This is a genomic window from Pseudochrobactrum lubricantis (assembly GCF_041929865.1).
Classification (GTDB): domain Bacteria; phylum Pseudomonadota; class Alphaproteobacteria; order Rhizobiales; family Rhizobiaceae; genus Pseudochrobactrum; species Pseudochrobactrum saccharolyticum.
Genome location: NZ_JBHEEE010000006.1, coordinates 136,519 through 161,112 on the forward strand (window position 1 = coordinate 136,519; position 24,594 = coordinate 161,112).

Below are 24,594 nucleotides of genomic sequence, written 5' to 3' on the forward strand. Positions count from 1 at the left end.
GATTTCTCACATCCGCAATGCAGCTCCGGTGAGTCGCAGCTCCAGATTATGAGGGCACTATAACGGCAAAACCATAATATGACAATTTGAAACAAGTTTGAGCGCAAACCCGATAATCAGGGAAATATTAAGATCCTGACAAGGAACAATCATAAACCTGACGCATTAAAGCCGCATAATGCAGTGCATACCGTTATTGACTGACACCAATATCATCATGCTCCGGAGACAGTAGATGTTGCACAAAGACATGCAAACCATTGAAACTGCCGCCCGTACCGCAATGGCGGGATCTTATGAACCGGAACAACAGGAAAATGCGGTCTTACGTACCGGTTTTTATGTGACAGCCGGTTGTATTCTGATTGCAGCTCTCATTCTTATGATTGCCTGACACTCCTGCACTTTCTATCAGGTTTCCAATACAGGCTATGCCCGGCATATGCCTGTCTGCTTCCGCATGAGCTGAATTTGGAAACTGTGGCAATTAACCTTGGCAGCTGAATATCATCCTGACCGGCAACAGCTCTCTGGCGATGAATGCACGGAACCATTACGTTAAAGCCACGTTATATTTCTGAACCCAGACAATATGACTGAGCAGTCTCAAAGAAAATGAAATTGCTCAGTCATTTGAAATTTCAGCTTCCGGAGGCATCCATGGCTCGTGATACCAAAATCGTAAATGACATTCAGGACGACAGCACAGCAGAATTGCAGGCACAGATTGCCCAGCTTAAAGAAGATATTGCATCGATTGCCGCAACACTGACAGAAATGGGCTCACGAAAAATCAATCAGGCCAGACAAGATGCATCCGATGCCTATCAGGATATTTATGAACAGGGCGAAGATGCTCTGAGTTCTCTGAAGGACAGTGCCTGCTCCCTTGAGCAACAGGTCACCGATTATGTTCAGGAACGTCCGGTCACATCGATCGCTCTGGCAGCCGCGTTCGGTTATCTTTTCGCAGCTCTGACACGGCGCTGATATGCTGAAATTGTTCACACCGGTCATTTCAGCCATTATCGGCAGCGAAGTGCAGGCCGCAACGCAGCGTGCCAAACGCAGTGCCATTCTCTATGCGATTATGGCCGTGGCGCTGCTCACAGCTGCGTTCTTTCTGCTCCTCGCAGTCTTTTTCATTCTCATGATGAAATACGGTCTGATTATCGCAGCTCTGATGATCACAGCCGGCTGTGTGGTGCTGGCGATCCTTGCCTATATCGTCAACCGCGTAATGGATAAGGCCGAGAAACGCCGTCTAGAAGAAAGGCGCGCTGCGATTGACACCAATGCAGCGCTCACAGCAGCAGCGGTTGCCGCCGTGCCGACCTTGCTCAAAAAACCGCTTTTAACTTTAGCAGTACCGCTTGCAGGACTGATTGCAGTGACATTGCTGTCGCGGGACAAAAAATCCGGCAATAAAAAGCAGGATCAGGGCGGATAAGTTCCGCCTCCTCTCCCTCCGCAGTTTTAGGGCAGCAGTGTTAGGGCCGCAATGTTCGGGTCAAGGAGTTCAGTCCGCAAAGCCAAACCCTAAGGAGACCATTAATGACCAGTTCGACAAAAGCACAGCTTAATGAGATCCTCGCAGATATGTCCCTCACCAATCTGGATAAATCTGCTGCTATTCTGAAACTTCAGGAAGATGCGCGCGATCTCCAGCGCGCCGCAACAGAAGGCGGCATGGATCCTGATGACGGGCTGAACAAGGACCTGCGGGAAATTGAACTTGCACTGGAAACACTCGGTGTCAGTTCGGATGAGACCGGTGCAGCAACGCTTTAGAGCTTTTCTACCAGAGCATTTCACAGTCAAGTTGGATCAACTTGACGCCCGTGATAATGCGACCAAATAAAGAAGCTAGAGCGAGTGCTATGATCCAATCTGGACGTAAACCGCTCTAGAGCATGTCGCGGATACGCTTTTGCTCCGGCTATAAACAACACCGCACAAAGCGATTTGTGCGGTGTTTTCATGCGCTCGCCAATTCTGACCAGTCAGTTCTCACTCTGCGGCACCAGCACACGCAATGCTGCCGGATGAATACGAATATCCAGTTCGGCCGGTAATGGCAGCAATTCACCGTCAACAGACATATACTGATGCGCTTTATGATTGAGGATTGTCAGCTGAACTGAACGGGCATGGTCTTCCTCAATCGCCAGATTACTGCGCCACTGTCCGCGCGCAATATCCCAGAACAGCTTAAGCATACCGCTGACGGGAAGAGGCTTTGCCAGATAAAAACCGAGATGCCCTGTCTGCACATCCGGTGCAACGGGCAGAACACTGTCTCCGTAAGGATTGTTCGATACGGCAAGGGCAGAATACACCCCTTTGACTGCACGCCCGTCAATATCCGCAATCGCCTTCACACGCGGCACATGGGTAATCAGCTGCCCCATGGCGCGGAAATTCGCCAGAATTTTCCCCACCCGTGAAGCATAGCTGTATTTTTCACGATATCTGACCAGCATCGGATGGAGGCCGATTGCCACCTGATGCACAAAGGACTGACCGTTACAGGTGCCGATATCAACATTTTCAGCACCGGCCTTTGCCAGTGCGTGAATGGCCTCAGTAACATTTTGCGGAATATTCAGTGAGCGGGCAAAGAGGTTCATCGTACCGGCTGGCAACACGCCCAGAATTTTATCATTCTGCCAGGCCAGTGCAGCTGCAGCAGAAATAGTGCCGTCACCGCCACCGGCCAGCAGCACATCATAATCATGATTTTGTGCGGCCTTTTCCAAAGCGGCAAGAATATCATCACCATCCGTCAATACACAGGACAGTTCATGCCCTTCAGCAGCAAAAGCAGTGCATGCGTCATCAATAAACGCATCAATATCCATCGTCCGCAAAGTGCCGCTTTGACTGTTGAGAACAGCAATAATCTTCAAATAAATCTCCGCTCCGCATGACAGGTAATCAATCGGTCACACTCTGATGATCGCAAAAACCGTTTAGAAAGAGCGCATCGTCACTTGGGACGACGTATCGTCGGGGCCGTAATCGGAATTACCTTTAACATCGAGCAACTCCTGCAGCCTGACACGCGCACGGCTGACACGGCTCTTGATTGTGCCGACAGCACATTCGCAGATTTCTGCAGCTTCCTCATAGGAAAAGCCGGAAGCGCCGATCAGAATAATGGCTTCACGCTGATCATCCGGCAATTCGTTCAGAGCCTTGCGAAAATCCTGCAAATCCAGCGATCCGTATTGTGACGGATGAACGGCCAGCCGCTCCGTATACAACCCGTCCGTATCCTGTATCTCACGGCCGCGCTTACGCATCTGGCTGTAAAATTCATTACGCAAAATCGTAAACAGCCAGGCTTTGATATTGGTGCCCATTTCAAAACTGTCGCGCTTGCCCCACGCTTTCATAATCGTATCCTGCACCAGATCATCAGCTTTATCCTGCTGACCTGATAAAGATACTGCGAAAGCCCTCAAGCCCGGCAGGGCCGCAAGCATCAGCCGCTTGAATTCGTCTCTCTCCTCCGCCATTCCTGTCAATTCCTTGAATGAGAAGCAGATTTACGTTCAGCCTGATCCAGTTTCTCCAAAAGATCAAGAAAACGGTCAGGAATCGTTTCATCCTGAATACTGGAATAAAGAGCACGCAATTTGGAACCGATCTCGGAATTGGGTCCCAGTTCATCGCCTTTATTCAAACTGCCGGCCTGCGAGCCGCCTTGCGCGGAAAAATCGCGCGAAAATGAGGTCATAGCGTTGTCTTGATCCTGAAGCGGTTTCTTAGTGTTGGTCATCTCAGTCGTATTCCGGTTAATGCCACCAGAGCTCTGTTGCGGCTCTGATGTGATCTTGATGCGGCCTTGGTGCGGCCCTGTTTCAAGCACTAAAACCCTGCCCGATTGAGACGCTGTATCCAAGTCATAATGCGGGCGTGAATAATTAGTTCCCAAACACAGGAACAATTTTTATAGTCAGCCGTTAGAACCATAAACAGGCTGTAATCCTATCAGCCCATATAAATGGAGCATTCAATGTCATTGTCCACGCGTATTGCACCACATTTGCCATATCTGCGCCGTTTCTCACGCGCCGTGACCGGCTCTCAGTCAGCCGGAGATGCATATGTTGCAGCAATTCTCGAAACTCTGATCGATGATATTTCTGTATTTCCTGAGGCCTCATCCGATAAGATAGCGCTCTATCGTCTTTATTCCAGTATTTTCGACCGTACTTCTGTCGAAATTCCGGAAACTGACTCTCAGCATGCATGGGAAAAACGGGCCGCAAATAATCTGGCAATGCTGACTCCACGTTCGCGTCAGGCTTTTCTTCTGGTTTCCGTTGAAGGCTTTAATGAAAAAGAAGCCGCAGAGATCATGCAGGAAGACGAAGCCGGTTTTTCAGCTCTGCTGACGGAAGCCTCGGAGCAGATTTCCCGCCACGTTGCCACCCGCATTCTGATTATCGAAGATGAGCCGCTGATTGCCATGGATATTGAACAGATGGTGGAGACGCTGGGACATGAAGTAGTGGGCATTGCCCGTACACATCAGGAAGCGCTGACACTTTATAAGGCAGAAAAACCGTCAATGGTTCTGGCTGATATTCAGCTTGCAGACGGCAGTTCAGGCATCGATGCGGTCAATGATATTCTCAAAAGTGATACAATTCCGGTTATCTTCATTACCGCGTTTCCGGAACGTCTTCTTACAGGAGAACGTTCGGAACCGACTTTCCTCGTCACCAAGCCGTTCAATCCGGATATGGTGAAGGCGCTCATCAGTCAGGCGCTGTTTTTTGAAGAAGGTTCGCTGGCAAGAGCGTCATAATTGACAAATTGAACAGGGATTTGTGCTGAAAATGCTTTAGCCGGAACCAAAACCCGCAACGGGCGTTATTTTAACATGCAATGACCTTCAAAAATCCGGTCATTCCATAAAGCGGGCCATAAGGCGGGCAATTCCTTGCCTGCCTGCCTGCAAGAGGAGGTTGACATGTTATATTATGCTGTTGTTTTTCTGATTATCGCCATTATCGCCGGTGCTTTGGGTTTTGGTGGTATTGCCGGTGCATCAACAGGCATAGCGCAAATTCTGTTCTTTATTTTCCTCGGTCTACTGTTGCTGTCACTGATCGCCAGCATCATAAGGAAAGCATAAATGCTGCAAAGCAATCCGATCCGAAAACATCTGAACGGGACGCCCGCGACGCGTCCCGAACCTGTCTTGTGCGGAGCAATCCTGTACCGCAGCTTATGCCGGTTTTAAGCACAGAAAGCGCAGACTATGGCTCCTACTTCGCCCGTTTCAGGATATAGCAGTGCCGCTCAGATTCGGTTGCGCTCTATGTTGCGAGCCATAAGAAACAGCAATGTTTCGGTTTTTTATCAAACCACGGATATGAATTACACTTGGGTAGAAAATCTGCCGGAGTTCTGGCTTTTGCCATGGCGCACGGGCATCAGCGAAAGCGACCTGATGCCCAAAGATATTGCGGCCAGACTGACAACTGCCAAAAGCCAGCTGCTTGCGACCGGCGATGCCCAGCGTCTGGAAATTTCGTTCCCCGACAAGAAAAATCCCCGCTGGTATGAATTCTTCATCGATTCCGACAAGGATGAAAGCGGCGAAACTATCGGCATCGTCACGACTGCCGTTGAAATAAGCGAGCTGAAACACCGCGAACAGGTTCTCAAAATTTTGTTGCGCGAAGTCAGCCACCGCTCAAAAAACCTGCTGGCCATTATTCAGAGTATCGCCATGCAGACAGCACGGTTCTCCGGCTCGGTGGATCAATTTTTACAAAAATTCCGCGGCCGTCTCTATTCCCTGTCCAATTCGCAGGATCTGGTAACGGATTCCAACTGGCATGGTGCAGCCTTTCGGGAATTGCTGCATTCACAGCTGGAAAAATATATCCATCCCAAAGATCCGCGCCTGACGATTACAGGCAAAGATGTTTATCTTTTCCCCGGAGCAGCACTGCATGTTGGCCTTGCTTTCCACGAGCTGATTGTCAACTCCGCCTCCTATGGCGCACTGGCCTGTGAAAATGGCAGTCTGACGATTTCAGCGGAGATGGAGCCGGACGGTGAAGGCGAGATGGATTTGATTATTCACTGGAAGGAAACAAGTCCTGCAACGGAAAACGATCTGTCAGGCCGTCCGCCGGATATATTAGCTGCAGAAAACCACATGCATGATGAAGTGTCAGACCTTAAAATAAAATCCTATGAAACATCCCGTTTCGGCAGCGCAGTTTTGCTGCGGATCGTTCCTCAGGCCGTCAGTGGCACAGCCTGCTACAGGATTGAGGATAAGAGCGTAGAATATTATCTGCGCATTCCCCACCGGAATTTTGATTTTTAAGCTCGCCGGAAATGCCCGCTGCTGAGCCATTGCGCAATATTAAATCTGCTGCATCGGAACGCCCCGTTGGGTGCACAAAGGTCGCTCTAACCTTTAATTCTCATGGATGGCTAAAAAAATAGCGCGCTCCGGAACAACAGCTCCGTGAGCGCGCGGACCGGGGATTAGGGGGCGTGCCCGCGGTCGGTGAAAGGCCGAACTTGTGAGGGGGCGGAAAGTCAGCCTTTCACAAGGTTCATAACGCCCATCCAGGCAATAAGTTTCACACGAAACTGCATTATTTAAAAATAAATTCTGAAACACGCCGGAATTTATTTCTTCAGCTTGCGGCCATAGAGTTCAAAACGGTGATGGATAATTTCATAACCCAGCGAACGGGCTATCTCTTCCTGCAATTTCTCAATCATTTCTGAATGAAATTCGATCACATCACCGGTTTCCATATCAATGAGATGGTCGTGATGCTGATTGCCTGCCTGCTCGAAACGCGACGGCCCGCCGTCAAAAGCATGGCGGTGAATAGCCCCCTGCTCTTCCAGCAATTTCATGGTCCGGTAGACAGTCGATAATGAAATACTGTTATCCACTTCAACAGCACGCTTGAAAATTTCCAGCGCATCCGGATGTCCGTCCGTCTGGGACAGAATATCCAGAATAACCCGCCTGGGGCGCGTGATCCGTACACCCGCATCACGAAGCTGTTTTTCATAATCATTTTTCATTATTAAAATCCCCATAGAACCCGACACTGTGCCTTAAACACAGCGCCAAGCGCAATTGCGGGTGAAACACGCATACTATGTCTGCACCATCAGCGGAACTGAACCGTGACGATTTCAGATGTCACTTTTACAAAACTTGGAACTCTCGTCAAACCAACAGGAATGAAGAATCTCTGATGTGCAACTTATAAATGAATACCGGTCAGGCAAAGCCCTGATCCGGCCAGACTGTTATTGTGCAATAGTTTATCCCGCACTTATATATGCCCAGCGGAAATTTGCAGACAACAAAAAGCTCCGCACCGGTATTGTCCGGTGCGGAGCTGATCTGTCAAAACAGAAATCTATTCGAGATTGCCGAGGCGCATACGTCCGACAAAGCGCGACTGGCGATAGTCATAAATCATGATCTCGGTACCGCCATCCGGCAACAGGGTCTCAAGCGATACAAGATTGCCCGAGAGGCTCTGTGACAGGAGACGTGTCCCCGGAGCCAGTTCCAGCTGGGATTCAACCATTGGCAGCGGCTCGGCAGCTTTGCCTTCTGCACTCTGCGCCTGCGCGTCTGTTTTCGGAGCCTGTCCCGGAATATCCGATTGAGCTGTTTCAGTTTCTGCTGTATCGGGTGCCTTGTTGATTTTATAGACAACCGCAGCCAGCACCGCCATAAGACCTATCACCATAATGGCGATTGATATAATCAGCAGGCGAACCATTTTACGACGCACACGTTCCATAGCCGGATCGAGTTGAGGCTCCTGATACGTCTGAGCAGCATATTGCTGCTGTTCCGGGTGCTCTTGATAATAGTGGTCCTGCATTAAGGTCTCCGATTACTGATATCGCGAGGCGTGATAACGAAGGGAAGAGACGATTGAAAGAGCTAATTGCCGACGCAGATGCCGCAGGGAAGCGGCTGGATCAGTGGCTTGCTTCTCAACTCACGCCTGATCTTTCACGAAATCGCATCCAATCACTCATAAGTGCCGGCCATGTACAGGTAGACAACCGGACTGTGAGTGAGCCTAAGCACAAATTACGCGAAGGTTCAACGATTGTACTGCACATTCCGGAAGCCGAACCCGCTGAACCACAGCCGGAAGACATTCCGCTTGATCTCCTTTATGAAGATAATGACATAATTGTGGTCAACAAGCCTGCCGGACTGGTTGTACACCCGGGAAATGGCAACTGGACCGGAACTTTGGTTAACGCTTTGATACATCATTGCGGTGACAGCCTCTCCGGTATCGGCGGCGTCAAACGTCCGGGCATTGTTCACCGGCTGGATAAAGACACATCCGGCGTGCTGGTTGTCGCCAAACATGACAAGGCGCATCAGAACTTAAGCGCACAATTTGCCGATCACGGTCGTAACGGAATGCTGGAACGCGCCTATATGGCATTGGTCTGGGGTATGCCTGAGCGCCCTGCCGGTACGATTGATGCCCATCTCGGCCGTTCACATCGTGACCGCACCAAACAGGCGGTGGTACGTGAAGACCGTGAAGATGCACGCTACGCCATTACCCATTATACAATTGAAGAGCGTTTCGGTGAGAACAGCGATGCCACAGCACTCGCTTCCCTCGTAGAGTGCCGCCTTGAAACCGGACGTACCCATCAGATCCGTGTGCATATGGCGCATATCGGCCATCCGCTGATCGGCGATAGTGAATATGGCGGCGCTTATAAAACCAAGGCCAACCGTCTGACTGACGAACTGAAAACAACTGTACAGAATTTCCATCGTCAGGCACTGCATGCACGGCTGCTGGCTTTTGAACATCCGATGACCGGTGAATTTATGGAATTCACCGCTGACATGCCGGAAGATATGCAGATTCTGCTCGAAGCCTTCCGCCATGGCGGTCTTAAAGCGGATTAAAACCGGTTCGCCATATTAAATAATTGTAACAATCGGGAGCGGCAGCATGTTTGCTCCCGGTTGTTTTTTCCCTACAGACATTTCACCACAATAATATTATTGATTTTCAATATGTTAATTAAAACACGCTTCTAAAATTTAATTCTGTAGTCATTTTGATAAAATTCTCGTGTTTTGTCACTTTGACCGTGTTTTCGCCTAAATTCTTCCTATATACTCACTTTATGCGACGAACTGTCTGAAATGGTTATCATACAGACGCGGGTTCGCCTCAATGGGAACCTGTCACAAAAAGGAGGGTGCTATATGGCCCGTGCAACTTTACCGGCTATCACCGCAGGTGATGGTGGTCTGACACGATATCTCGATGAAATCCGCCGCTTCCCGATGCTTCAGCCTCAGGAAGAATATATGCTTGCAAAACGCTATAGCGAGCATGCTGATCCGGAAGCCGCTCATAAGCTTGTTACCAGTCACCTGCGTCTCGTGGCCAAGATTGCCATGGGGTATCGCGGCTACGGCCTGCCGATCGGTGAAGTGATCTCTGAAGGTAATGTCGGCCTGATGCAGGCTGTCAAACGCTTTGAACCGGAACGCGGCTTCCGCCTCGCGACCTATGCTATGTGGTGGATCAAGGCCTCGATTCAGGAATATGTGCTGCGGTCGTGGAGCCTTGTCAAAATGGGCACCACCGCAAACCAGAAGCGCCTGTTCTTCAATCTGCGTAAGGCTAAGAATAAGATTCAGGCGCTGGATGACGGCGATCTGAACCCTGAGCAGGTGAAAGAAATTGCTCACCGCCTGAGCGTTTCTGAGGAAGAAGTCGTATCCATGAACCGCCGTATGAGCGGTGACGCATCGCTGAACGCGCCGATCCGCGCTTCGGAAGGTGAAGGCGGTGAATGGCAGGACTGGCTGGTGGATGACAGCGCCTCTCAGGAACAGGTTCTGATTGACGAAGACGAGCTCAACAGCCGCCGAACCATGCTTGAATCAGCAATGTCCAAGCTCAATGACCGCGAACGCCGGATTTTTGAAGCCCGTCGTCTGGCAGAGGAACCGGTTACGCTTGAAGATTTGTCGACCGAATTCGGCATCAGCCGTGAGCGTGTCCGTCAGATTGAAGTCCGCGCTTTTGAAAAAGTACAGGAGGCTGTCATGGCCTCTGCGGAAGCAGCATAAAGCGGATATCCCGTTTAGCACCCGGCAAAAACAAAACCGCCTTGTACAAAGTACAAGGCGGTTTTTTTATTACCACAGAGCATAGCATGTTGAAGCTTCATAACACGCTCTTGCCCTGTTTATTCTTATCAGTTGGCTGCCGGTGCTGTGTTGCCCCAGCTTTTCAGCACTTCATCAAAGACCTTATCACCCGGCACACCTTTTTCGATGCTGATCAGCGCACGGCGACCATTACGATAGGTGATCGGAATATCAATCCATTGCTGACGGCGCATCAGCGACAGGTTCATATCAACAGCCGTACGGGCATCATTCAATGCCACAAGGAAGAAGTTATCCGCGATCTTCATCGGAATAGCTGCCAGCGGATTACCTGCTGCCTGTTCGGAATCCTTGAAGGTCACGCGCTGCACATTCTCAATCACGCCGCCGTCGAAATCATCCGGCACTGTATAGATCATCTCGATCAGATGACTTGCAGGAATTGACTGATCCGCATTGCGGCGCAGGGTCATGCGCAGATTGATTTTTCTGTCCGGATAGCTGACATCGGCACGGATTGCCGGTTCATCCGGCACACCTTCGCCCGGTGAATCCTGCACCACTGACCAGACAACATTCCCCTTGATTGCAGCCGATGTTTCACCGCCGCGCTGTTCTTCATAGAAGAAAGCTGGCTGTCCGACCGGAATAGTCTGCGCCTGTGTATTCGTGTTCGCCGCAGGCTGACCATTGGTCGCCGGAGCAGTTCCTGTCACCGGTGCATTGGAGGTTCCCTCACCGACTGTCGGCTTGTCACCGGAAGTCCCTGCATCCACTTCACTGCCATCCGGCAGCAAACGCTGGGTCAGTTTCTGCTCACCTTCAGGCTTGGTCTGTGCCGGTGTTGTGTTGCTATCAGCATTACCGCCACTGTCATTATTCGTTGCAGGTGGTGTTGTTTCCGGCGGTGTTGTTGTTCCGGTGTCCGGTTCATCACCGCTATCTTCGCCTGCATCTGTGCCCTCACCGCTATCCGTTGAACCGGCTGTGAGCGAAGAAACATAATCCTTGATCTGATCCTGATAGGTCCAGCCTGCATAACCGGCACCGCCAAGCAGCAGAACTGCAATCAGTCCGGCAATCAGCCCTTTGGAGCTGCGGCTGCGCGGTTCTTCATCATAATCATTATAAGAGGAGCGTTCTGCAAAACCGGATGTGTCATCACGGTCATTCTGCCAGTCATCCTGCGTATTGCCATGCAATGTGCTGTCATGCGGATCATCCGGCAAGACAGAAGGTTCCGTATTTTGCTCATCGGCAACACCGGCTTCCTGAACCGCCTTCAGAAAATCTTCCAGCGGATCAGTCGCCTGCTCCGGCTGTGCAGCTTCTTCAGCAGCGCGCTCGGCAGCACGGTAATCGGTTTCAACTTCCTCAATCGCCGCTTCGAGCATCTGGCGCTGACGCTGGGCAACCGCGTCCGGCGCATTTGCAGCCGTCAGCTTCTGCTCGATCGTGGAGCGGGCCTTCGCATAGACACGCTGACGAAGCGCCTGATCAGGATTTTCCTGAGCATCAATTGTCTTTTTCAGTACCGCTGCAAAATCTGCCATACTCTTCCAAATCCGTTACTGGCGACTGAATCTGCCTCTCCAAGCGCTTTTGCACAGCGCCATATCAGCCTATTCATGAGAAAATCAGATGAAATCTGAATGTTTTATTAAACATAAGTCTTAACGAATGCAAAGTTTACTGTGTAATTCAACACCTTACAGACGAACATAAACGATAAAATACCGTTAAAAAGTCCCCTATCACCCTGAAATCGTCCCCTGATCAACATGGAGCACTCCGCTTGCGCAATCAAGGGGCATAAAAAGCAAAAAAGGCGGGATCGAAATCCCGCCTTTTTCAAATCACTGATTTCAGAAATTTTAGTCCTGAAACGGATCTGTTACCAGAATTGTATCGTCACGCTCAGGGCTGGTGGAGAGCATGGAAACCGGCGTACCGATCAGCTCTTCAATATAGCGAACATATTTCACAGCCTGTGCTGGCAGCTCATTCCATGAACGGGCACCGGCAGTGGTGTCTTTCCAGCCTTCCAGCGTTTCATAGATCGGCTTGACGCGTGCCTGTGCATCCATCGAGGCTGGCAGATAATCAATGCGCTTGCCATCCAGCTCATAAGCCACACAAACTTTGATCTCGTCCAGACCATCAAGAACGTCCAGCTTGGTCAGTGCAATACCGGTAATACCAGAGGTGCGCACAGTCTGCTTCACCAGAACCGCATCGAACCAGCCGCAACGACGGGAGCGACCGGTGTTTACGCCGACTTCACGACCAACGGTCGAGAGATGTTCACCGATTGCATCATCCAGTTCGCACGGGAACGGACCTTCACCAACGCGGGTGGTGTAAGCCTTGGTAATACCGAGCACATAACCGATTGCTGTCGGGCCAAGACCCGAACCGGCTGCAGCCTGACCGGCAACAGTATTGGACGAAGTCACAAACGGGTAAGTCCCGTGGTCGTTATCGAGCAGCGCACCCTGCGCGCCTTCAAACAGAATACGGGCACCGGCTTTGCGCTTGTCGTCGAGAATCTTCCAGACCTGATCCACATAAGGCAGGATCTTGTCAGCAACTTCTGTCAGTTCATTATGGATGCTGTCGACGGAAATTTCGGCCAGTCCCATACCGCGACGCAGCGCATTGTGGTGGGTCAGCAGGCGCTCAATTTTCGGACGCAGGCTTTCAGGCTCAGCCAGATCAATCACGCGGATGGCACGGCGACCAACCTTGTCTTCATAAGCAGGGCCGATACCGCGTTTGGTAGTACCGATTTTCAGACCGGCAGAACCGTCTTCACGGATCGCATCCAGTTCGCGGTGCAGAGACAGGATCAAAGGAGCATTTTCAGCAATGCGCAGAACTTCAGGGGTCACTTCAACGCCCTGTGCGCGCAGCTTTTCAACTTCTGTCACGAAATGATGCGGGTCGACGACAACGCCGTTACCAATAACGGAAAGTTTACCGCGTACGAGGCCGGAAGGAAGCAGTGCCAGCTTGTAGCTCACACCGTCAATCACCAGAGTATGACCGGCATTGTGGCCGCCCTGATAACGCACGATTACATCAGCGCGTTCCGACAACCAGTCAACGATCTTACCTTTACCTTCGTCGCCCCATTGCGAGCCGACGACGATCACATTAGCCATGAAGAAAACTCCTCAGTACAGAATGTACAGCTTGTTTGGAATTTGAATCGAGCCTGTGACACATGCCGCTTTAGGCCCGCTCTTTCTAAAACGCGTGCTTATGCAAGCCCGTATTTTTTACAGAACGTGAGCTTCTATACAGCGTCACAACAAAAAGTGCGACTCCCGATTGCCGGAAATCGTACCTCTTCCTGCAAAAACTGGCTTATTTTGCCAGATTGCGCATCATGAAACGGGCATCTTCAGAGTAACTGAGCAGTTTTTCCTGCAAATGCGGCACATCCTGCACGGAGAATCCCTGTTTTTCCCAATAGGGCTGCGATCCGTTCACGGCCACCAACGACAGTGAGTCGAAACCATGCGCTTCGGCCGTTTCCACGAGCAGTGTCACCAGCTTGCGTGCGGCACCGAATGCACGTGCCTGCGGCAGCAATGCCACATCATGCATATAGAAACTGTCGGCGCCTTCCGGAACCTGATGTAAAAGCGTGTTCAGCGCCGGTGCGGAAAAACGCATCCACGGATGGCTGAAACTATAACCGAGCAATTGTTTGTCACCCTGCAACACAAAAGCACCGGCAGCAAAGACACTCAGCCGGTCAGCAAAAATAGCAGGATCCTCAGGAAAATCCGGATGCACAATGCAGCTCATATCATGCACTTCCGACAAGTCGGATGGCTGCATCAGCCGCCAGTCAGCAGTCAGCGACGCTTTATTCTCAGACATAATCATTGCCTTTATTCATATGACGGAATGCTTCGTCAATTTCCCGTCAGTTGATAAAGCACATCCCGAAAAGCACAAAACGCTTTCCGGGATGCCTGTTCATTTTAGATAATCAGAGTTCGCTCTCTAATCAATCCGCAGCGATATCAAAGACCAGCGGGCGTGCCTGCACAATGGCTTCATTGGCACGCAACACATCAAGAACCGCATCCGGAATACGCTCATCCAGATAGAGAAGCGCAATCGCATCGCCGCCCATGCGCTCACGACCAAGCGAGAAGTTTGCAATATTCACGCCGTGATTACCGCAAACTGTACCCAGCCAGCCGATCATGCCCGGCGTGTCATTATTGGTGGTATAAAGCATATGCTGACCAACTTCCGCATCCAGATTGATACCTTTGATCTGGATAAAGCGCGGCTTGCCATCGGAGAAGCAGGTGCCGGCAATCGAGCGGGTGCGTGTTGTCGTGCGCACAGTGATCTTGATGTAACCGTCGAACACGCCGGATTTATCGCGCTTCACTTCTGATACGATAATACCGCGTTCTTTCACCATTACCGGTGCCGATACCATGTTGACATCGGAAACCTGCGGGCGGATCAGACCGGCCAGCGCCGCACTCATCAGTGCACGGGTATTCATAGCCGCGGTGGAACCGTCAAACAGGATTTCCACTTCCTGAATAGGCTCATCCGTCACCTGACCGATAAAGGCACCCAGAACTTCAGCCAGTTTTACAAACGGCTTGAGGCGCGGTGCTTCTTCCGCAGTGATCGACGGCATGTTGATCGCATTGGTGACAGCACCCTTGATCAGATAGTCGGCCATCTGCTCGGCAACCTGCAGCGCCACATTTTCCTGCGCTTCCGAGGTCGAAGCACCAAGATGCGGGGTACAGACCACATTCGGCAAATTAAACAATTCGGACTCTGTTGCCGGTTCTACTTCAAACACGTCAATACCGGCACCGGCGACTTTGCCCGATTTCAGGGCTGCAACCAGATCAGCTTCAACAATCAGACCACCACGGGCACAATTGATGATGCGCACGCCGTCTTTCATCTTGGCGATGTTTTCAGCATTAATGATATTGCGGGTCTTATCGGTCATCGGCGTATGCAGGCTGATGAAATCAGCGCGTGCCAGCAGATCGTCCAGCTCGACCTTTTCAACGCCCAGCTCTTCCGCACGACCTTCGGAGAGGAACGGATCGAAAGCCACCACATGCATTTTGAGGCCAATGGCACGGGTCGCAACAATCGAACCGATATTACCGCAACCGATGACACCGAGCGTCTTGCCGGTAATTTCCACACCCATGAAGCGGTTCTTTTCCCACTTACCGGCGCGGGTTGACTGGTCAGCTTCCGGCAATTGGCGGGCAACAGCAAACATCAGCGCAATCGCATGTTCCGCTGTGGTGATCGAATTACCGAAAGGCGTATTCATCACGATGATACCGCGGCGCGAGGCAGCAGGAATATCCACATTGTCCACACCAATACCGGCGCGGCCAACCACTTTTAGATTCTTTGCTGCTGCAATCAGCTTATCGGTCACTTTGGTAGCGGAGCGGATCGCCAGACCATCATATTGGCCGATAACTTCGAGCAGTTTTTCTTTGTCTTTTCCGAGATCCGGCAAATAATCAACTTCAACGCCGCGATCTTTGAAGATCTGCACTGCGGTTGGTGACAATTTATCCGAAACGAGAACGCGAGGTGCCATAACGGCCTCCGTAATTGTGTGATAGCAGAAAATAAGGGTGGTGTGCCGCAACCGTCCCAACACAGTTGCAGCGGGTACTCAGCATGATCCCGAAAAGTGGAAACCGGTTTTCGGATAAGATCATGCGTAATCAAAAGATTAGAGCGGGATAACTATTCAGCTAAAGACATCACGCTCTAACAATGCTCATAGCCTTGCGGCCGTATGAATGATCTTAGGAAAGCTGCGTTTTTTGCGTCTGGAAAGCCCAGTCGAGCCAAGGCAGCAATGCCTGCAGGTCTGATGTTTCAACCGTTGCACCGGTCCAGATACGCAGCCCCGACGGTGCATCACGATAGGCACCGATATCAAAGGCAACGCCTTCTTTTTCCAGAAGCGTTACAATCGCTTTGGCAAAAGCGGCCTGAGCATCTGCCGGCAGTGCTGCAACCTGTGCATCTTTGATCGACAGGCAAACAGAGGTATTGGAACGCGTTTCCGGCACAATAGCCAGATTGGCAAGCCAGTCGCTCTTTTCAACAAAATCATTGAGCACGGCAAAATTCTTATTCGCACGCGCCATCAGACCCTGAAGACCACCGATCGACTGCGCCCATTGCAGCGCATCCAGATAATCTTCAACGCAGAGCATCGAAGGTGTGTTGATGGTTTCGCCGGTGAAGATACCTTCAATCAGCTTGCCGCCTTTAGTCATGCGGAAGATTTTCGGCAGCGGCCATTGAGGCTTATAGCTTTCAAGGCGCTCTACTGCGCGCGGGGAAAGGATCAGCATACCATGTGCGCCCTCACCGCCGAGTACTTTCTGCCATGAGAAAGTAACGACATCGAGCTTGCTGTAATCCATATCCTGCGCAAAAGCCGAAGAAGTAGCGTCGCAAATGGTCAGGCCTTTACGGTCTGCCGGAATGAAATCTGCATTCGGCACACGAACGCCGGAAGTCGTACCGTTCCACGTGAAAACCACATCACGGTCGAAATCCACTTTAGCGAAATCAACGATTTCACCATAAGGCGCATCAAATGTGCGGACATCTTTGAGTTGAAGCTGTTTTACAACATCGGTGACCCAACCGGCACCGAAGCTTTCCCACGCGACCATATCAACGCCGCGCTCACCAAGCAGTGACCACAAAGCCATTTCCATCGCACCGGTATCCGATGCCGGTACAATGCCGATGCGGTAATCTGCTGGAATTGCAAGAATTTCACGGGTCAGGTCAATCGCTGCTTTGAGCTTTGTCTTGCCAAGTTTAGCGCGGTGCGACCGGCCGAGCGGTGCATCTGTAAGCGCTTCCAATGTCCAGCCTGGACGCTTGGTGCAAGGACCTGAAGAAAATTGTGCATTAGCCGGACGGATGTCTGGCTTTGGAAAAGTCGTCATTTTGTATCTACCCTTTCAGATAGCACGCTTCCCGTTGGGGAGAAGTGGCCCACTGACGAAGCTATATAAAAGCCGCATCCTGCGCAAGTGGCTCAGAAACGAAACCGTCACAGAATTTATCATCTGCGACAAAATTACATCATCTGCATTAACTTGACATGTAATTAGGCACCATACTATATGTTGCCATATGGATATTTTGGAAATCAAACATCGCGCTCTTCTTGGTGCGGAAACACCGGAAAACGGCCATTATCAGAATATGCGCCTGTGTTTTGAGCTGCTCAGTACTGCCAAAATGATTGATCTGAGCTGCGCACAACGCCTCGCCCCTTATCAGCTCTCCGAGAGCCGTTTTGTAATTCTGTTTTTGTTGCAGCAAGAGTCGGAAGGTCTGGCGCCCCATCTTTTGGCAGAGCGTGCCGGAATCACCCGCGCCACTTTAACCGGCCTGCTCGACGGGCTGGAACGCGATGGTTTTCTCATTCGCAATCACAGCCAGACAGACCGCCGCTCTATTATCGTGACTCTGACGGACAAGGGAAAACAGACCGCAACATCGCTGGTGAGCGATCATTCACAATGGATTGCCTCTCTGATGGCTCCGCTGAATGAACAAGAGAAACAAATGCTCAGTACCTTACTGGGTAAAATCTGGACAGCGGCACAGGAGCCGGCAGACCATGACCAAAGCACCCGTTAAATCTGTCCGCCGCATGAGCGACATCACACCGGAACGGCTGGCCGAGCTGAATAGCGGCACAGCAGAAACCACCGTACTGACGGAATGCCTTGCCATTGATTTTGCACTGCTGATGCAGACTGTTTTTCCGGGAGTACCCGCAGAGCTGCATCAGCAGTTAAGCGGCACTTCGGCTGGTATCACCGCCCGTATGGCACTGGCAGCACAATTACTGCACAGCCACGATATAATCAGTCTGCGTGACCTGAATACATATCAATCAGATACAATTCGCGGCTGGGCCTGTTATTTCATCGCCCAGCAACAGCAGCTTTCCCTGCAAGAAAAACTGGAACTGATCCGCCCGCTTGCCGATGATCATCATTTTGGCGTGCGGGAATGGGCATGGCTGGCACTGCGCAATGATCTGATCGCGCAACCGGAACTGAGTTTCAGCCTGTTGCAGCCTTGGACGAATGATCCGTCCTATAAAATCCGGCGTTATGCCTGCGAGGCTGTCCGTCCGCGTGGCGTATGGTGCGCCCATTTCAACCTGCTGAAAACCCAGCCGGAACTGGCACTCCCTATCCTTGAAGCACTGCGCAGTGATCCGGAAATTTATGTGCAGGATTCTGTCGCCAACTGGCTCAATGATGCCTCCAAAACCACACCGGACTGGGTACGCGCCCTTTGCGACCGTTGGCTTCAGGAAAGCGCATCACCTTCTACTGCCCGCATCTGCAAACGCGCTTTGCGGACACTCAACAAATAATCCTCCCCGTAAATGAGACTGATATGACCCATTATCTTGCAGAATTATACAGCCCTAAAGCGGCATGGCTTACCCTGTCACCCGAGCAACGTCAGGCGTTTTTCGCCAGCATTGGCGCAGGCATGAGCAACCTGTCTGAATTTGGCATTGAGCCACTAGCCTTTGGCCAGACCGATCCATCTCAACTCCATCCGGCACAGCAGCAGTTTTTCGCCATCTGGAAATTCAGTGACAAAGCAGCCGTTACAGCTTTGCTGGAAGCGATTGCGGCTACCGGTTGGCATGATTATTTCAACACGATCAATGCCGCAGGTGAAGCAACCGATATGAACACACATCTGGCACAGCTCGCCGCCTGCTAAACAAAAAATGCCGCGTTTTTATAAACGCGGCATTTCAATAATAGCTGAGATTTTAACCTGCTCACCAGGTTGTCATACGCAGACCTGCACGAATCTGATGCGATTCCAAACCTTTATCCGCAATCGTCAGAGACCCGACATTTGCGGCATCACCGGATGAAATACGTGCATAGCGGTAACCAAGATCAAATTTGATATTCTCGGTCACATCAATTGCAGCACCGGCCATCAGCGCCCATTGCAGACGGGTCGTATCACGGCCATTAATGAAGTCACCAACTGGTCCGTGCACTTTGTAATCGACTTTTGCCATACCAAGACCGGCACCGACATAAGGTGTTACACCTGAGAAATTACCGATGTCGTAATAGGCATTTGCCATCACATCCCAGATACCGGCTTCAACCGGCTCACCGCTGATCTTCATCTTGCGATAGCCCAAAGTCACATCACCGCGAATATTATCGGTAAACTGATAACCGACACCACCGCTATAAGCAGCTGTGGCTTTGGTGTCGCCGCGTCCTTCACCCACCCAGTCATAGCCCTTCAGGCGAGATTTAACATTATCGGACGGTACATAGGCAATATCACCGCGCAGATACCAGCCCGATCCGATTTCCACGGGCTTATAAACGTCCTGCTCGACAGGTGTCGCATAAAGAATCTGATCGAGATCGGCGGCCTGCGCCACTCCGCTTGCAGCGGATAGTGCGAAAACTGCAATCACTGCTTTATGCAATGATGTGAATGAAGATTTTTTCATCATCTGCATCCTGTAATTCTGTTTTCCGCCTCACATGAGACTGAAATACTAAATGGAAATCTATGCGGACTATGCTGCGCCTTTTGGGGCGCAGCACAAATTCACTTATTTATAAACCGGTGTTGTCACGTCATTATAAGCGACCGGACGGCTGTAACCGCCGAACTGGTAACGCAGACCGACGCGGACATCGTGAATATCAAAGCTGCGATCAAAGCCGCGGCCGATATCTTTTGTTGCACCGAACATTTCGCCACCTTCAATGCGGCGGAAACGATAACCGGCATCCAGCTTCAGGCTCTGGGTCAGATCATAGGAGAGACCGGCCATCAAAGCCCAGGTAAAGCGCCAGCTTGCAGAACCGGAATGAACCGTTGAGCCCGACTGGTAAAAGCCCGGATCGATCGTATTGGTCAGATCACCCCATTTGATGCGTGTGCCACCGATACCGGCACCGACATAAGGTGTAAAACCGTTGAAATTGCCCAGATCAATATAGGCATTGGCCAGAATGGAAAGCGCCGACATTTTTGCTGTATCATTAGAGGTACAAGCGAAACTACCTAGATCATTGCTACACACGCCACTCGTGGAACCGCTGAACTTCGCGCGGGTCAGATAATCAACTGTCAGATCCGTACGGAAATAATCAGTCACCTGATAACCGACACCACCGCCGAGCAGGAATGAACCTTTCAGCTTGCCATCCAGTGAATTTTCACCGAAGCTGGTTCCCGAGCAGGTGCTGCCACATCCCTTGTCAATCGTCGCATAATTGGCACCTTTGAATTTCGCACCGGCATAACCGATATCGCCACGCAGATACCAACCGCCGACAGGCGCAGGCGGAACCACAACTTCAGGAATGATTGGTTCAGGGATATCGACGATATCCGCCGCAAAGACCGAGGAAACAGAGCCCGCCATTGTCAGCCCTGCAACACCGGCGATAAGCAAATTCTTTAAGTTCATCATAGCGTGTCCTATCGCATTTCCACGGCCATGTAGCACCGGGACGACTATTCTCAGACACACCATAATTCGGAAAGGTTAAATGCTACTTAACCTTGTTTATTCACGATATTTATTAATAATTGCGCATGTAACCATATAAAAAAGAGGGGCAAAAAATGCCCCTCTTTTTATTGAAAATATTCAGTTTTATACATGAGCGATACAGAGTACCGCATATGAAAACAGGCACAAATTCGTAAATCAGCCCGTTATTTTGCTGCCCTTCTGATTGATGTGATAATATCATCGACGACAGTTTCAACCAATCTATGGTCGTCACCCTCTGCCATCACGCGGATCAGAGGTTCAGTCCCTGAAGGGCGGATCACAACACGGCCGGTGCTGCCAAGAGCATTCTTGCCTTCCTCGATCGCCTGAATAACTGTTTTATTCTCAAGCAATTTTCCGCCGGCAACACGGATGTTTTTAAGAATTTGCGGTACTGGCTGGAATTTACAGCAAACTTCGCTGAGCGGACGTCCCTGCTCCTGCATAACAGCAAGAATTTGCAGCGCAGAGATCAAACCATCGCCGGTCGTACCAAATTCAGACAGCACAATATGGCCGGACTGCTCGCCACCGACATTAAAACCGTTCTCACGCATATGTTCAACAACGTAACGGTCACCGACTTTGGTGCGCGCCAGTGTCAGCCCCTGATCGCCGAGGAACCGCTCCAGACCAAGATTGGACATAATGGTCGCAACAATACCGCCGCCAACGAGACGTCCGCTCTTTGACCAGCTTTCCGCAATCACAGCCATCAGCTGATCGCCGTCAATGATGGTGCCGTTTTCGTCAACCATCAGCACACGATCCGCATCACCATCAAGGGCAATACCAACATCGGCGCGGGTTTCATGAACTTTACGGATCAGACCTTCCGGATGGGTGGAACCACAATCCTCATTAATATTCGTACCATTCGGTGTATTATTAATGGTGATAACTTCAGCACCGAGTTCCCACAAAGCAGCCGGTGCCACTTTATAGGCTGCACCATTGGCGCAATCGACAACAATGCGCAGACCATTCAGCGACAAATGACGCGGCATCGTACGTTTGGCAAACTCAATATAACGGTAAATATCGCCGTCAACGCGTTTCGCCCGACCAACTTCGCCATGGCTGCTCATATGCGCGCTCATGTCATCATCAATCAGCTTTTCAATCTGCAATTCCAGCGCGTCTGACAATTTGTAACCGTCAGGGCCAAACAGCTTAATACCGTTATCATAATAAGGATTGTGCGAGGCGGAGATCATCACACCGATATCTGCACGCAATGAACGGCACAGCATGGCAACAGCCGGTGTCGGGATCGGCCCCAGAAGAAACACTTCCATGCCCATGGAGGTAAAACCGGCAACAAGCGCATTTTCCAGCATATAGCCCGAACGACGGGTATCCTTGCCGATCACCACACGCTGCCCCTGTCCGCCATCGCGGAATGACAAGCCTACAGCCATACCGACCCGCATAGCGATATCCGGCGTCATCGGAAAAGAATTAGCCTTACCGCGAATGCCGTCAGTACCAAAATATTTACGGGACATATTCAAGCCTTTTCTTTGCGCAGTGCCATACCTGCCTTATTCTAAAGAACAGAAAACAGGCTTCTCTTAAAACTAGCAATGCAGCGATTTTATATCTCTTGTCAAATATCCAGACCATGAAACTGATCATCTGGTAAACAGATCCGCTCAGGATATTTAAATTGCTGCCTCCGAATGACACAGCGTGCCCGTTCAGATCAACGAAATAAAAAAACCGGGCTTTAAAAGCCCGGTTCTTATTTCACACAGTCGTTACCGGTACAAGTCTTATGCCTGTGGTTCAGGTTTCATATCCTGTCCGGCTTCCGGCTCAGCATCCGGCTTCTTGCGCGATGCACCGGCTTTAGGAACGCCCGATCCACGCGATGAGGATGAGTCATCACCTGTATCGCGGTTCGGTTTCTGACCGGCGATCAGCTGTTTGATCTCTTCACCGCTCAGGGTTTCATATTCCAGCAGGCCTTCAGCAATGGCGACCCATGCATCATGCTTTTCTGTCAGAATACGGCGCGCTTCAACATAGGCATTGTCAATCAGCTCACGAACTTCCGCATCAATCAGCTGAGCTGTTGCTTCAGAAACATTCTGCGTACGCGATACGGAATGACCGAGGAAAACCTCTTCCTGATTTTCGCCATAGGCAACATAACCGAGCTTTTCAGAAAAGCCCCAGCGGGTCACCATTGCACGGGCAAGCTTGGTTGCCTGTTCAATATCGGATGACGCACCGGATGTGATGTTTTCCTTACCGAATTTCAGCTCTTCGGCAATACGGCCACCCATCATGATTGCAAGGCGCGACACCATCCATTTATAGCTCATGGAATATTTGTCGCCTTCCGGCAGCTGCATCACCATACCCAGCGCACGACCACGCGGAATGATGGTTGCTTTATGGACCGGATCAGCCACAGGCACATTCATGGCCACAATCGCATGACCGGATTCATGATAGGCGGTCAGTTCTTTTTCCGCCTGCGTCATCGCCGAAGAACGACGTTCCGCGCCCATCATGATCTTGTCTTTTGCGTCTTCAAATTCCTGCATAGTCACCAGACGCTTGTTCCGGCGTGCAGTCATCAGTGCAGCTTCATTGACGAGGTTCATCAGATCCGCGCCGGAGAAACCAGGGGTACCGCGGGCAAGAACTTTCAGATCGACATTCGGTGCAAGCGGCACATTACGCACATGCACTTTGAGGATCTGCTCACGGCCGCTTACATCTGGATTAGGCACAACAACCTGACGGTCGAAACGACCCGGACGGAGAAGCGCAGGATCAAGCACGTCAGGACGGTTGGTTGCAGCAATCAGAATAATATTCTCATTGGCTTCAAAACCATCCATCTCAACCAGCAACTGGTTCAGTGTCTGTTCGCGTTCATCATTACCACCGCCTAGGCCCGCACCACGGTGACGACCGACGGCATCGATTTCGTCGATGAAGATAATGCAAGGAGAGTTCTTTTTCGCCTGTTCAAACATATCGCGGACACGGCTTGCACCGACACCAACAAACATTTCAACAAAGTCAGAACCGGAAATTGTAAAGAACGGCACATTGGCTTCACCGGCAACAGAACGCGCCAGCAAAGTTTTACCGGTTCCCGGAGGGCCTACGAGCAGCACGCCGCGCGGAATTTTACCGCCGAGACGCTGGAATTTCTGCGGATCACGCAGGAATTCAACGATTTCTTCCAGATCTTCCTTGGCTTCGTCAACACCGGCAACATCCTGAAAGGTCACACGGCCGTGCGCCTCAGTCAGAAGTTTCGCCTTGGATTTACCGAAGCCCATCGCGCCGCGCGAACCGCCCTGCATCTGACGCATGAAGAAAATCCACACGCCGAGGATCAGGATCATAGGCAGCCATGACAGAAGAATACCGAACAGCGATCCCGAGCCATCGCTTTCAGGCTTTGCGGTAATCGCAACATTTTTCTCTTCAAGGCGGCCGATCAGGCTGGCATCCGAAGGGGAATAGGTCTGGAATGTCGCATTATTATCAGCATAGGAACCGACGATACGCGGACCGGTAATGGTGACGGATTTAACCCGTCCGCCCGATACATCTTCAATAAATTGCGAATAAGGAATCTCACGAGACGACGCACGCTGCGCCGGACTCTGAAACAGGTTGAATAATGCAACCAGCAGGAGAGCAATGATCGCCCAGAGGGCGAAGTTGCGATAATTTGGATTCATCTCGGGTCCAATCGATTACCAACGTCTTTCCGGCTCATCTG

26 protein-coding genes are annotated in these 24,594 nt (G+C 50.9%); 12 read left to right on the plus strand and 14 right to left on the minus strand.

What is annotated here, in order from left to right; all coding sequences use genetic code 11:
- Window positions 1-235 precede the first annotated feature (235 nt).
- From JNC80_RS13635 to JNC80_RS13650, 4 genes are all read left to right on the plus strand, one after another.
- On the plus strand, window positions 236-394 hold the full coding sequence (locus tag JNC80_RS13635; protein ID WP_022711290.1) for a hypothetical protein: 159 nt from the start codon (window positions 236-238) through the stop codon (window positions 392-394).
- Between the two features lie 266 nt (window positions 395-660).
- On the plus strand, window positions 661-990 hold the full coding sequence (locus JNC80_RS13640; protein ID WP_028233720.1) for an ElaB/YgaM/YqjD family protein: 330 nt from the start codon (window positions 661-663) through the stop codon (window positions 988-990).
- 1 nt (window position 991) lies between these two features.
- The gene (locus JNC80_RS13645; RefSeq protein ID WP_376710618.1) at window positions 992-1,450 is read left to right on the plus strand and encodes a hypothetical protein; all 459 of its coding nucleotides are present in this window, start codon (window positions 992-994) and stop codon (window positions 1,448-1,450) included.
- 104 nt (window positions 1,451-1,554) lie between these two features.
- The gene (locus JNC80_RS13650) at window positions 1,555-1,791 is read left to right on the plus strand and encodes a hypothetical protein (protein ID WP_022711293.1); all 237 of its coding nucleotides are present in this window, start codon (window positions 1,555-1,557) and stop codon (window positions 1,789-1,791) included.
- A 212-nt stretch (window positions 1,792-2,003) separates the two neighbouring features.
- Here the strand turns inward: JNC80_RS13650 and JNC80_RS13655 are convergent, their stop codons facing one another.
- The 3 genes from JNC80_RS13655 to JNC80_RS13665 all read right to left on the minus strand — a co-directional run bounded on the left by JNC80_RS13655 (window position 2,004) and on the right by JNC80_RS13665 (window position 3,742).
- Window positions 2,004-2,909: a diacylglycerol/lipid kinase family protein gene (locus JNC80_RS13655; RefSeq protein ID WP_376710619.1), complete on the minus strand. Its 906-nt coding sequence runs from the start codon at window positions 2,907-2,909 to the stop codon at window positions 2,004-2,006.
- Window positions 2,910-2,972: 63 nt separating this feature from the next.
- Window positions 2,973-3,521: an RNA polymerase sigma factor gene (locus JNC80_RS13660; protein WP_022711295.1), complete on the minus strand. Its 549-nt coding sequence runs from the start codon at window positions 3,519-3,521 to the stop codon at window positions 2,973-2,975.
- Between the two features lie 5 nt (window positions 3,522-3,526).
- Window positions 3,527-3,742: a NepR family anti-sigma factor gene (locus tag JNC80_RS13665; RefSeq protein WP_220160424.1), complete on the minus strand. Its 216-nt coding sequence runs from the start codon at window positions 3,740-3,742 to the stop codon at window positions 3,527-3,529.
- 279 nt (window positions 3,743-4,021) lie between these two features.
- Here JNC80_RS13665 and JNC80_RS13670 point away from each other — a divergent pair, with 279 nt between their 5' ends.
- The 3 genes from JNC80_RS13670 to JNC80_RS13680 all read left to right on the plus strand — a co-directional run bounded on the left by JNC80_RS13670 (window position 4,022) and on the right by JNC80_RS13680 (window position 6,358).
- A complete protein-coding gene (locus JNC80_RS13670) occupies window positions 4,022-4,819 on the plus strand; it encodes a response regulator (protein WP_075657367.1) in 798 nt (265 codons plus the stop codon).
- Between the two features lie 165 nt (window positions 4,820-4,984).
- Window positions 4,985-5,149 (plus strand): DUF1328 domain-containing protein, encoded by a 165-nt coding sequence (locus tag JNC80_RS13675; RefSeq protein ID WP_022711298.1) that lies wholly within the window; start codon window positions 4,985-4,987, stop codon window positions 5,147-5,149.
- Window positions 5,150-5,275: 126 nt separating this feature from the next.
- Window positions 5,276-6,358 carry a sensor histidine kinase gene (locus JNC80_RS13680; protein WP_445482808.1) on the plus strand — a complete coding sequence of 361 codons (1,083 nt, stop codon included), beginning with the start codon at window positions 5,276-5,278 and terminating at the stop codon, window positions 6,356-6,358.
- Window positions 6,359-6,669: 311 nt separating this feature from the next.
- On the opposite strand, the gene JNC80_RS13685 is transcribed toward JNC80_RS13680, so the two are convergent.
- Window positions 6,670-7,095 (minus strand): Fur family transcriptional regulator, encoded by a 426-nt coding sequence (locus tag JNC80_RS13685; protein ID WP_028233722.1) that lies wholly within the window; start codon window positions 7,093-7,095, stop codon window positions 6,670-6,672.
- A gap of 329 nt (window positions 7,096-7,424) precedes the next feature.
- Window positions 7,425-7,901: a hypothetical protein gene (locus tag JNC80_RS13690; protein ID WP_376710621.1), complete on the minus strand. Its 477-nt coding sequence runs from the start codon at window positions 7,899-7,901 to the stop codon at window positions 7,425-7,427.
- A gap of 53 nt (window positions 7,902-7,954) precedes the next feature.
- Here JNC80_RS13690 and JNC80_RS13695 point away from each other — a divergent pair, with 53 nt between their 5' ends.
- Entirely contained in the window at window positions 7,955-8,968 is a 1,014-nt protein-coding gene (locus tag JNC80_RS13695) for an RluA family pseudouridine synthase (protein WP_116089028.1), read from the plus strand.
- A 306-nt stretch (window positions 8,969-9,274) separates the two neighbouring features.
- Entirely contained in the window at window positions 9,275-10,150 is an 876-nt protein-coding gene (rpoH, locus tag JNC80_RS13700; RefSeq protein WP_376710622.1) for an RNA polymerase sigma factor RpoH, read from the plus strand.
- A 128-nt stretch (window positions 10,151-10,278) separates the two neighbouring features.
- On the opposite strand, the gene JNC80_RS13705 is transcribed toward rpoH, so the two are convergent.
- The 5 genes from JNC80_RS13705 to JNC80_RS13725 form a co-directional block, all read right to left on the minus strand.
- Entirely contained in the window at window positions 10,279-11,745 is a 1,467-nt protein-coding gene (locus tag JNC80_RS13705; RefSeq protein ID WP_225685251.1) for a transcriptional regulator, read from the minus strand.
- 321 nt (window positions 11,746-12,066) lie between these two features.
- Window positions 12,067-13,356 (minus strand): adenylosuccinate synthase, encoded by a 1,290-nt coding sequence (locus tag JNC80_RS13710; protein WP_022710549.1) that lies wholly within the window; start codon window positions 13,354-13,356, stop codon window positions 12,067-12,069.
- Window positions 13,357-13,561: 205 nt separating this feature from the next.
- Window positions 13,562-14,083, minus strand: coding sequence for a GNAT family N-acetyltransferase (locus JNC80_RS13715; RefSeq protein ID WP_220160299.1), 522 nt, complete (start codon window positions 14,081-14,083; stop codon window positions 13,562-13,564).
- Between the two features lie 130 nt (window positions 14,084-14,213).
- Window positions 14,214-15,815, minus strand: a complete 1,602-nt coding sequence (gene serA, locus JNC80_RS13720) for a phosphoglycerate dehydrogenase (protein WP_022710547.1) — start codon at window positions 15,813-15,815, stop codon at window positions 14,214-14,216.
- Window positions 15,816-16,029: 214 nt separating this feature from the next.
- Window positions 16,030-17,196 (minus strand): phosphoserine transaminase, encoded by a 1,167-nt coding sequence (locus JNC80_RS13725; RefSeq protein WP_376710623.1) that lies wholly within the window; start codon window positions 17,194-17,196, stop codon window positions 16,030-16,032.
- A gap of 190 nt (window positions 17,197-17,386) precedes the next feature.
- Here JNC80_RS13725 and JNC80_RS13730 point away from each other — a divergent pair, with 190 nt between their 5' ends.
- From JNC80_RS13730 to JNC80_RS13740, 3 genes are read left to right on the plus strand one after another with little or no spacing between them, the layout of a single operon-like run.
- Window positions 17,387-17,899 (plus strand): MarR family winged helix-turn-helix transcriptional regulator, encoded by a 513-nt coding sequence (locus JNC80_RS13730; RefSeq protein WP_376710624.1) that lies wholly within the window; start codon window positions 17,387-17,389, stop codon window positions 17,897-17,899.
- Complete coding sequence (locus JNC80_RS13735; RefSeq protein ID WP_376710625.1) at window positions 17,880-18,650, plus strand: DNA alkylation repair protein; 771 nt, start codon at window positions 17,880-17,882, stop codon at window positions 18,648-18,650. The genes JNC80_RS13730 and JNC80_RS13735 overlap by 20 nt, the downstream gene beginning before the upstream one ends.
- Window positions 18,651-18,673: 23 nt before the next feature.
- Window positions 18,674-19,012, plus strand: a complete 339-nt coding sequence (locus JNC80_RS13740; protein ID WP_376710626.1) for a DUF6616 family protein — start codon at window positions 18,674-18,676, stop codon at window positions 19,010-19,012.
- Window positions 19,013-19,073: 61 nt separating this feature from the next.
- Here JNC80_RS13740 and JNC80_RS13745 read toward each other — a convergent pair whose 3' ends face one another.
- The 4 genes from JNC80_RS13745 to ftsH form a co-directional block, all read right to left on the minus strand.
- On the minus strand, window positions 19,074-19,778 hold the full coding sequence (locus JNC80_RS13745; protein ID WP_376710627.1) for an outer membrane protein: 705 nt from the start codon (window positions 19,776-19,778) through the stop codon (window positions 19,074-19,076).
- 105 nt (window positions 19,779-19,883) lie between these two features.
- The gene (locus JNC80_RS13750) at window positions 19,884-20,750 is read right to left on the minus strand and encodes an outer membrane protein (protein WP_376710705.1); all 867 of its coding nucleotides are present in this window, start codon (window positions 20,748-20,750) and stop codon (window positions 19,884-19,886) included.
- A gap of 251 nt (window positions 20,751-21,001) precedes the next feature.
- Window positions 21,002-22,348 (minus strand): phosphoglucosamine mutase, encoded by a 1,347-nt coding sequence (glmM, locus tag JNC80_RS13755; protein WP_376710628.1) that lies wholly within the window; start codon window positions 22,346-22,348, stop codon window positions 21,002-21,004.
- A gap of 267 nt (window positions 22,349-22,615) precedes the next feature.
- Window positions 22,616-24,553, minus strand: a complete 1,938-nt coding sequence (gene ftsH, locus JNC80_RS13760; protein ID WP_075657311.1) for an ATP-dependent zinc metalloprotease FtsH — start codon at window positions 24,551-24,553, stop codon at window positions 22,616-22,618.
- Window positions 24,554-24,594 lie beyond the last annotated feature (41 nt).

Excerpts from the sequence above, each read along its gene's own strand:
- JNC80_RS13685 (WP_028233722.1), bottom strand. The coding sequence starts at position 7,095 with ATGGGGATTTTAATAATGAAAAATGATTATGAAAAACAGCTTCGTGAT.
- JNC80_RS13705 (WP_225685251.1), bottom strand. The coding sequence starts at position 11,745 with ATGGCAGATTTTGCAGCGGTACTGAAAAAGACAATTGATGCTCAGGAA.
- JNC80_RS13640 (WP_028233720.1), top strand. The coding sequence starts at position 661 with ATGGCTCGTGATACCAAAATCGTAAATGACATTCAGGACGACAGCACA.
- JNC80_RS13750 (WP_376710705.1), bottom strand. The coding sequence starts at position 20,750 with ATGAACTTAAAGAATTTGCTTATCGCCGGTGTTGCAGGGCTGACAATG.
- JNC80_RS13740 (WP_376710626.1), top strand. The coding sequence starts at position 18,674 with ATGACCCATTATCTTGCAGAATTATACAGCCCTAAAGCGGCATGGCTT.
- JNC80_RS13715 (WP_220160299.1), bottom strand. The coding sequence starts at position 14,083 with ATGTCTGAGAATAAAGCGTCGCTGACTGCTGACTGGCGGCTGATGCAG.
- JNC80_RS13690 (WP_376710621.1), bottom strand. The coding sequence starts at position 7,901 with ATGCAGGACCACTATTATCAAGAGCACCCGGAACAGCAGCAATATGCT.
- JNC80_RS13650 (WP_022711293.1), top strand. The coding sequence starts at position 1,555 with ATGACCAGTTCGACAAAAGCACAGCTTAATGAGATCCTCGCAGATATG.
- JNC80_RS13680 (WP_445482808.1), top strand. The coding sequence starts at position 5,276 with ATGGCTCCTACTTCGCCCGTTTCAGGATATAGCAGTGCCGCTCAGATT.
- JNC80_RS13660 (WP_022711295.1), bottom strand. The coding sequence starts at position 3,521 with ATGGCGGAGGAGAGAGACGAATTCAAGCGGCTGATGCTTGCGGCCCTG.
- JNC80_RS13710 (WP_022710549.1), bottom strand. The coding sequence starts at position 13,356 with ATGGCTAATGTGATCGTCGTCGGCTCGCAATGGGGCGACGAAGGTAAA.
- JNC80_RS13635 (WP_022711290.1), top strand. The coding sequence starts at position 236 with ATGTTGCACAAAGACATGCAAACCATTGAAACTGCCGCCCGTACCGCA.
- ftsH (WP_075657311.1), bottom strand. The coding sequence starts at position 24,553 with ATGAATCCAAATTATCGCAACTTCGCCCTCTGGGCGATCATTGCTCTC.
- JNC80_RS13725 (WP_376710623.1), bottom strand. The coding sequence starts at position 17,196 with ATGACGACTTTTCCAAAGCCAGACATCCGTCCGGCTAATGCACAATTT.
- JNC80_RS13730 (WP_376710624.1), top strand. The coding sequence starts at position 17,387 with ATGGATATTTTGGAAATCAAACATCGCGCTCTTCTTGGTGCGGAAACA.
- JNC80_RS13645 (WP_376710618.1), top strand. The coding sequence starts at position 992 with ATGCTGAAATTGTTCACACCGGTCATTTCAGCCATTATCGGCAGCGAA.
- JNC80_RS13675 (WP_022711298.1), top strand. The coding sequence starts at position 4,985 with ATGTTATATTATGCTGTTGTTTTTCTGATTATCGCCATTATCGCCGGT.
- JNC80_RS13735 (WP_376710625.1), top strand. The coding sequence starts at position 17,880 with ATGACCAAAGCACCCGTTAAATCTGTCCGCCGCATGAGCGACATCACA.
- glmM (WP_376710628.1), bottom strand. The coding sequence starts at position 22,348 with ATGTCCCGTAAATATTTTGGTACTGACGGCATTCGCGGTAAGGCTAAT.
- serA (WP_022710547.1), bottom strand. The coding sequence starts at position 15,815 with ATGGCACCTCGCGTTCTCGTTTCGGATAAATTGTCACCAACCGCAGTG.
- JNC80_RS13665 (WP_220160424.1), bottom strand. The coding sequence starts at position 3,742 with ATGACCTCATTTTCGCGCGATTTTTCCGCGCAAGGCGGCTCGCAGGCC.
- JNC80_RS13670 (WP_075657367.1), top strand. The coding sequence starts at position 4,022 with ATGTCATTGTCCACGCGTATTGCACCACATTTGCCATATCTGCGCCGT.
- rpoH (WP_376710622.1), top strand. The coding sequence starts at position 9,275 with ATGGCCCGTGCAACTTTACCGGCTATCACCGCAGGTGATGGTGGTCTG.
- JNC80_RS13745 (WP_376710627.1), bottom strand. The coding sequence starts at position 19,778 with ATGAAAAAATCTTCATTCACATCATTGCATAAAGCAGTGATTGCAGTT.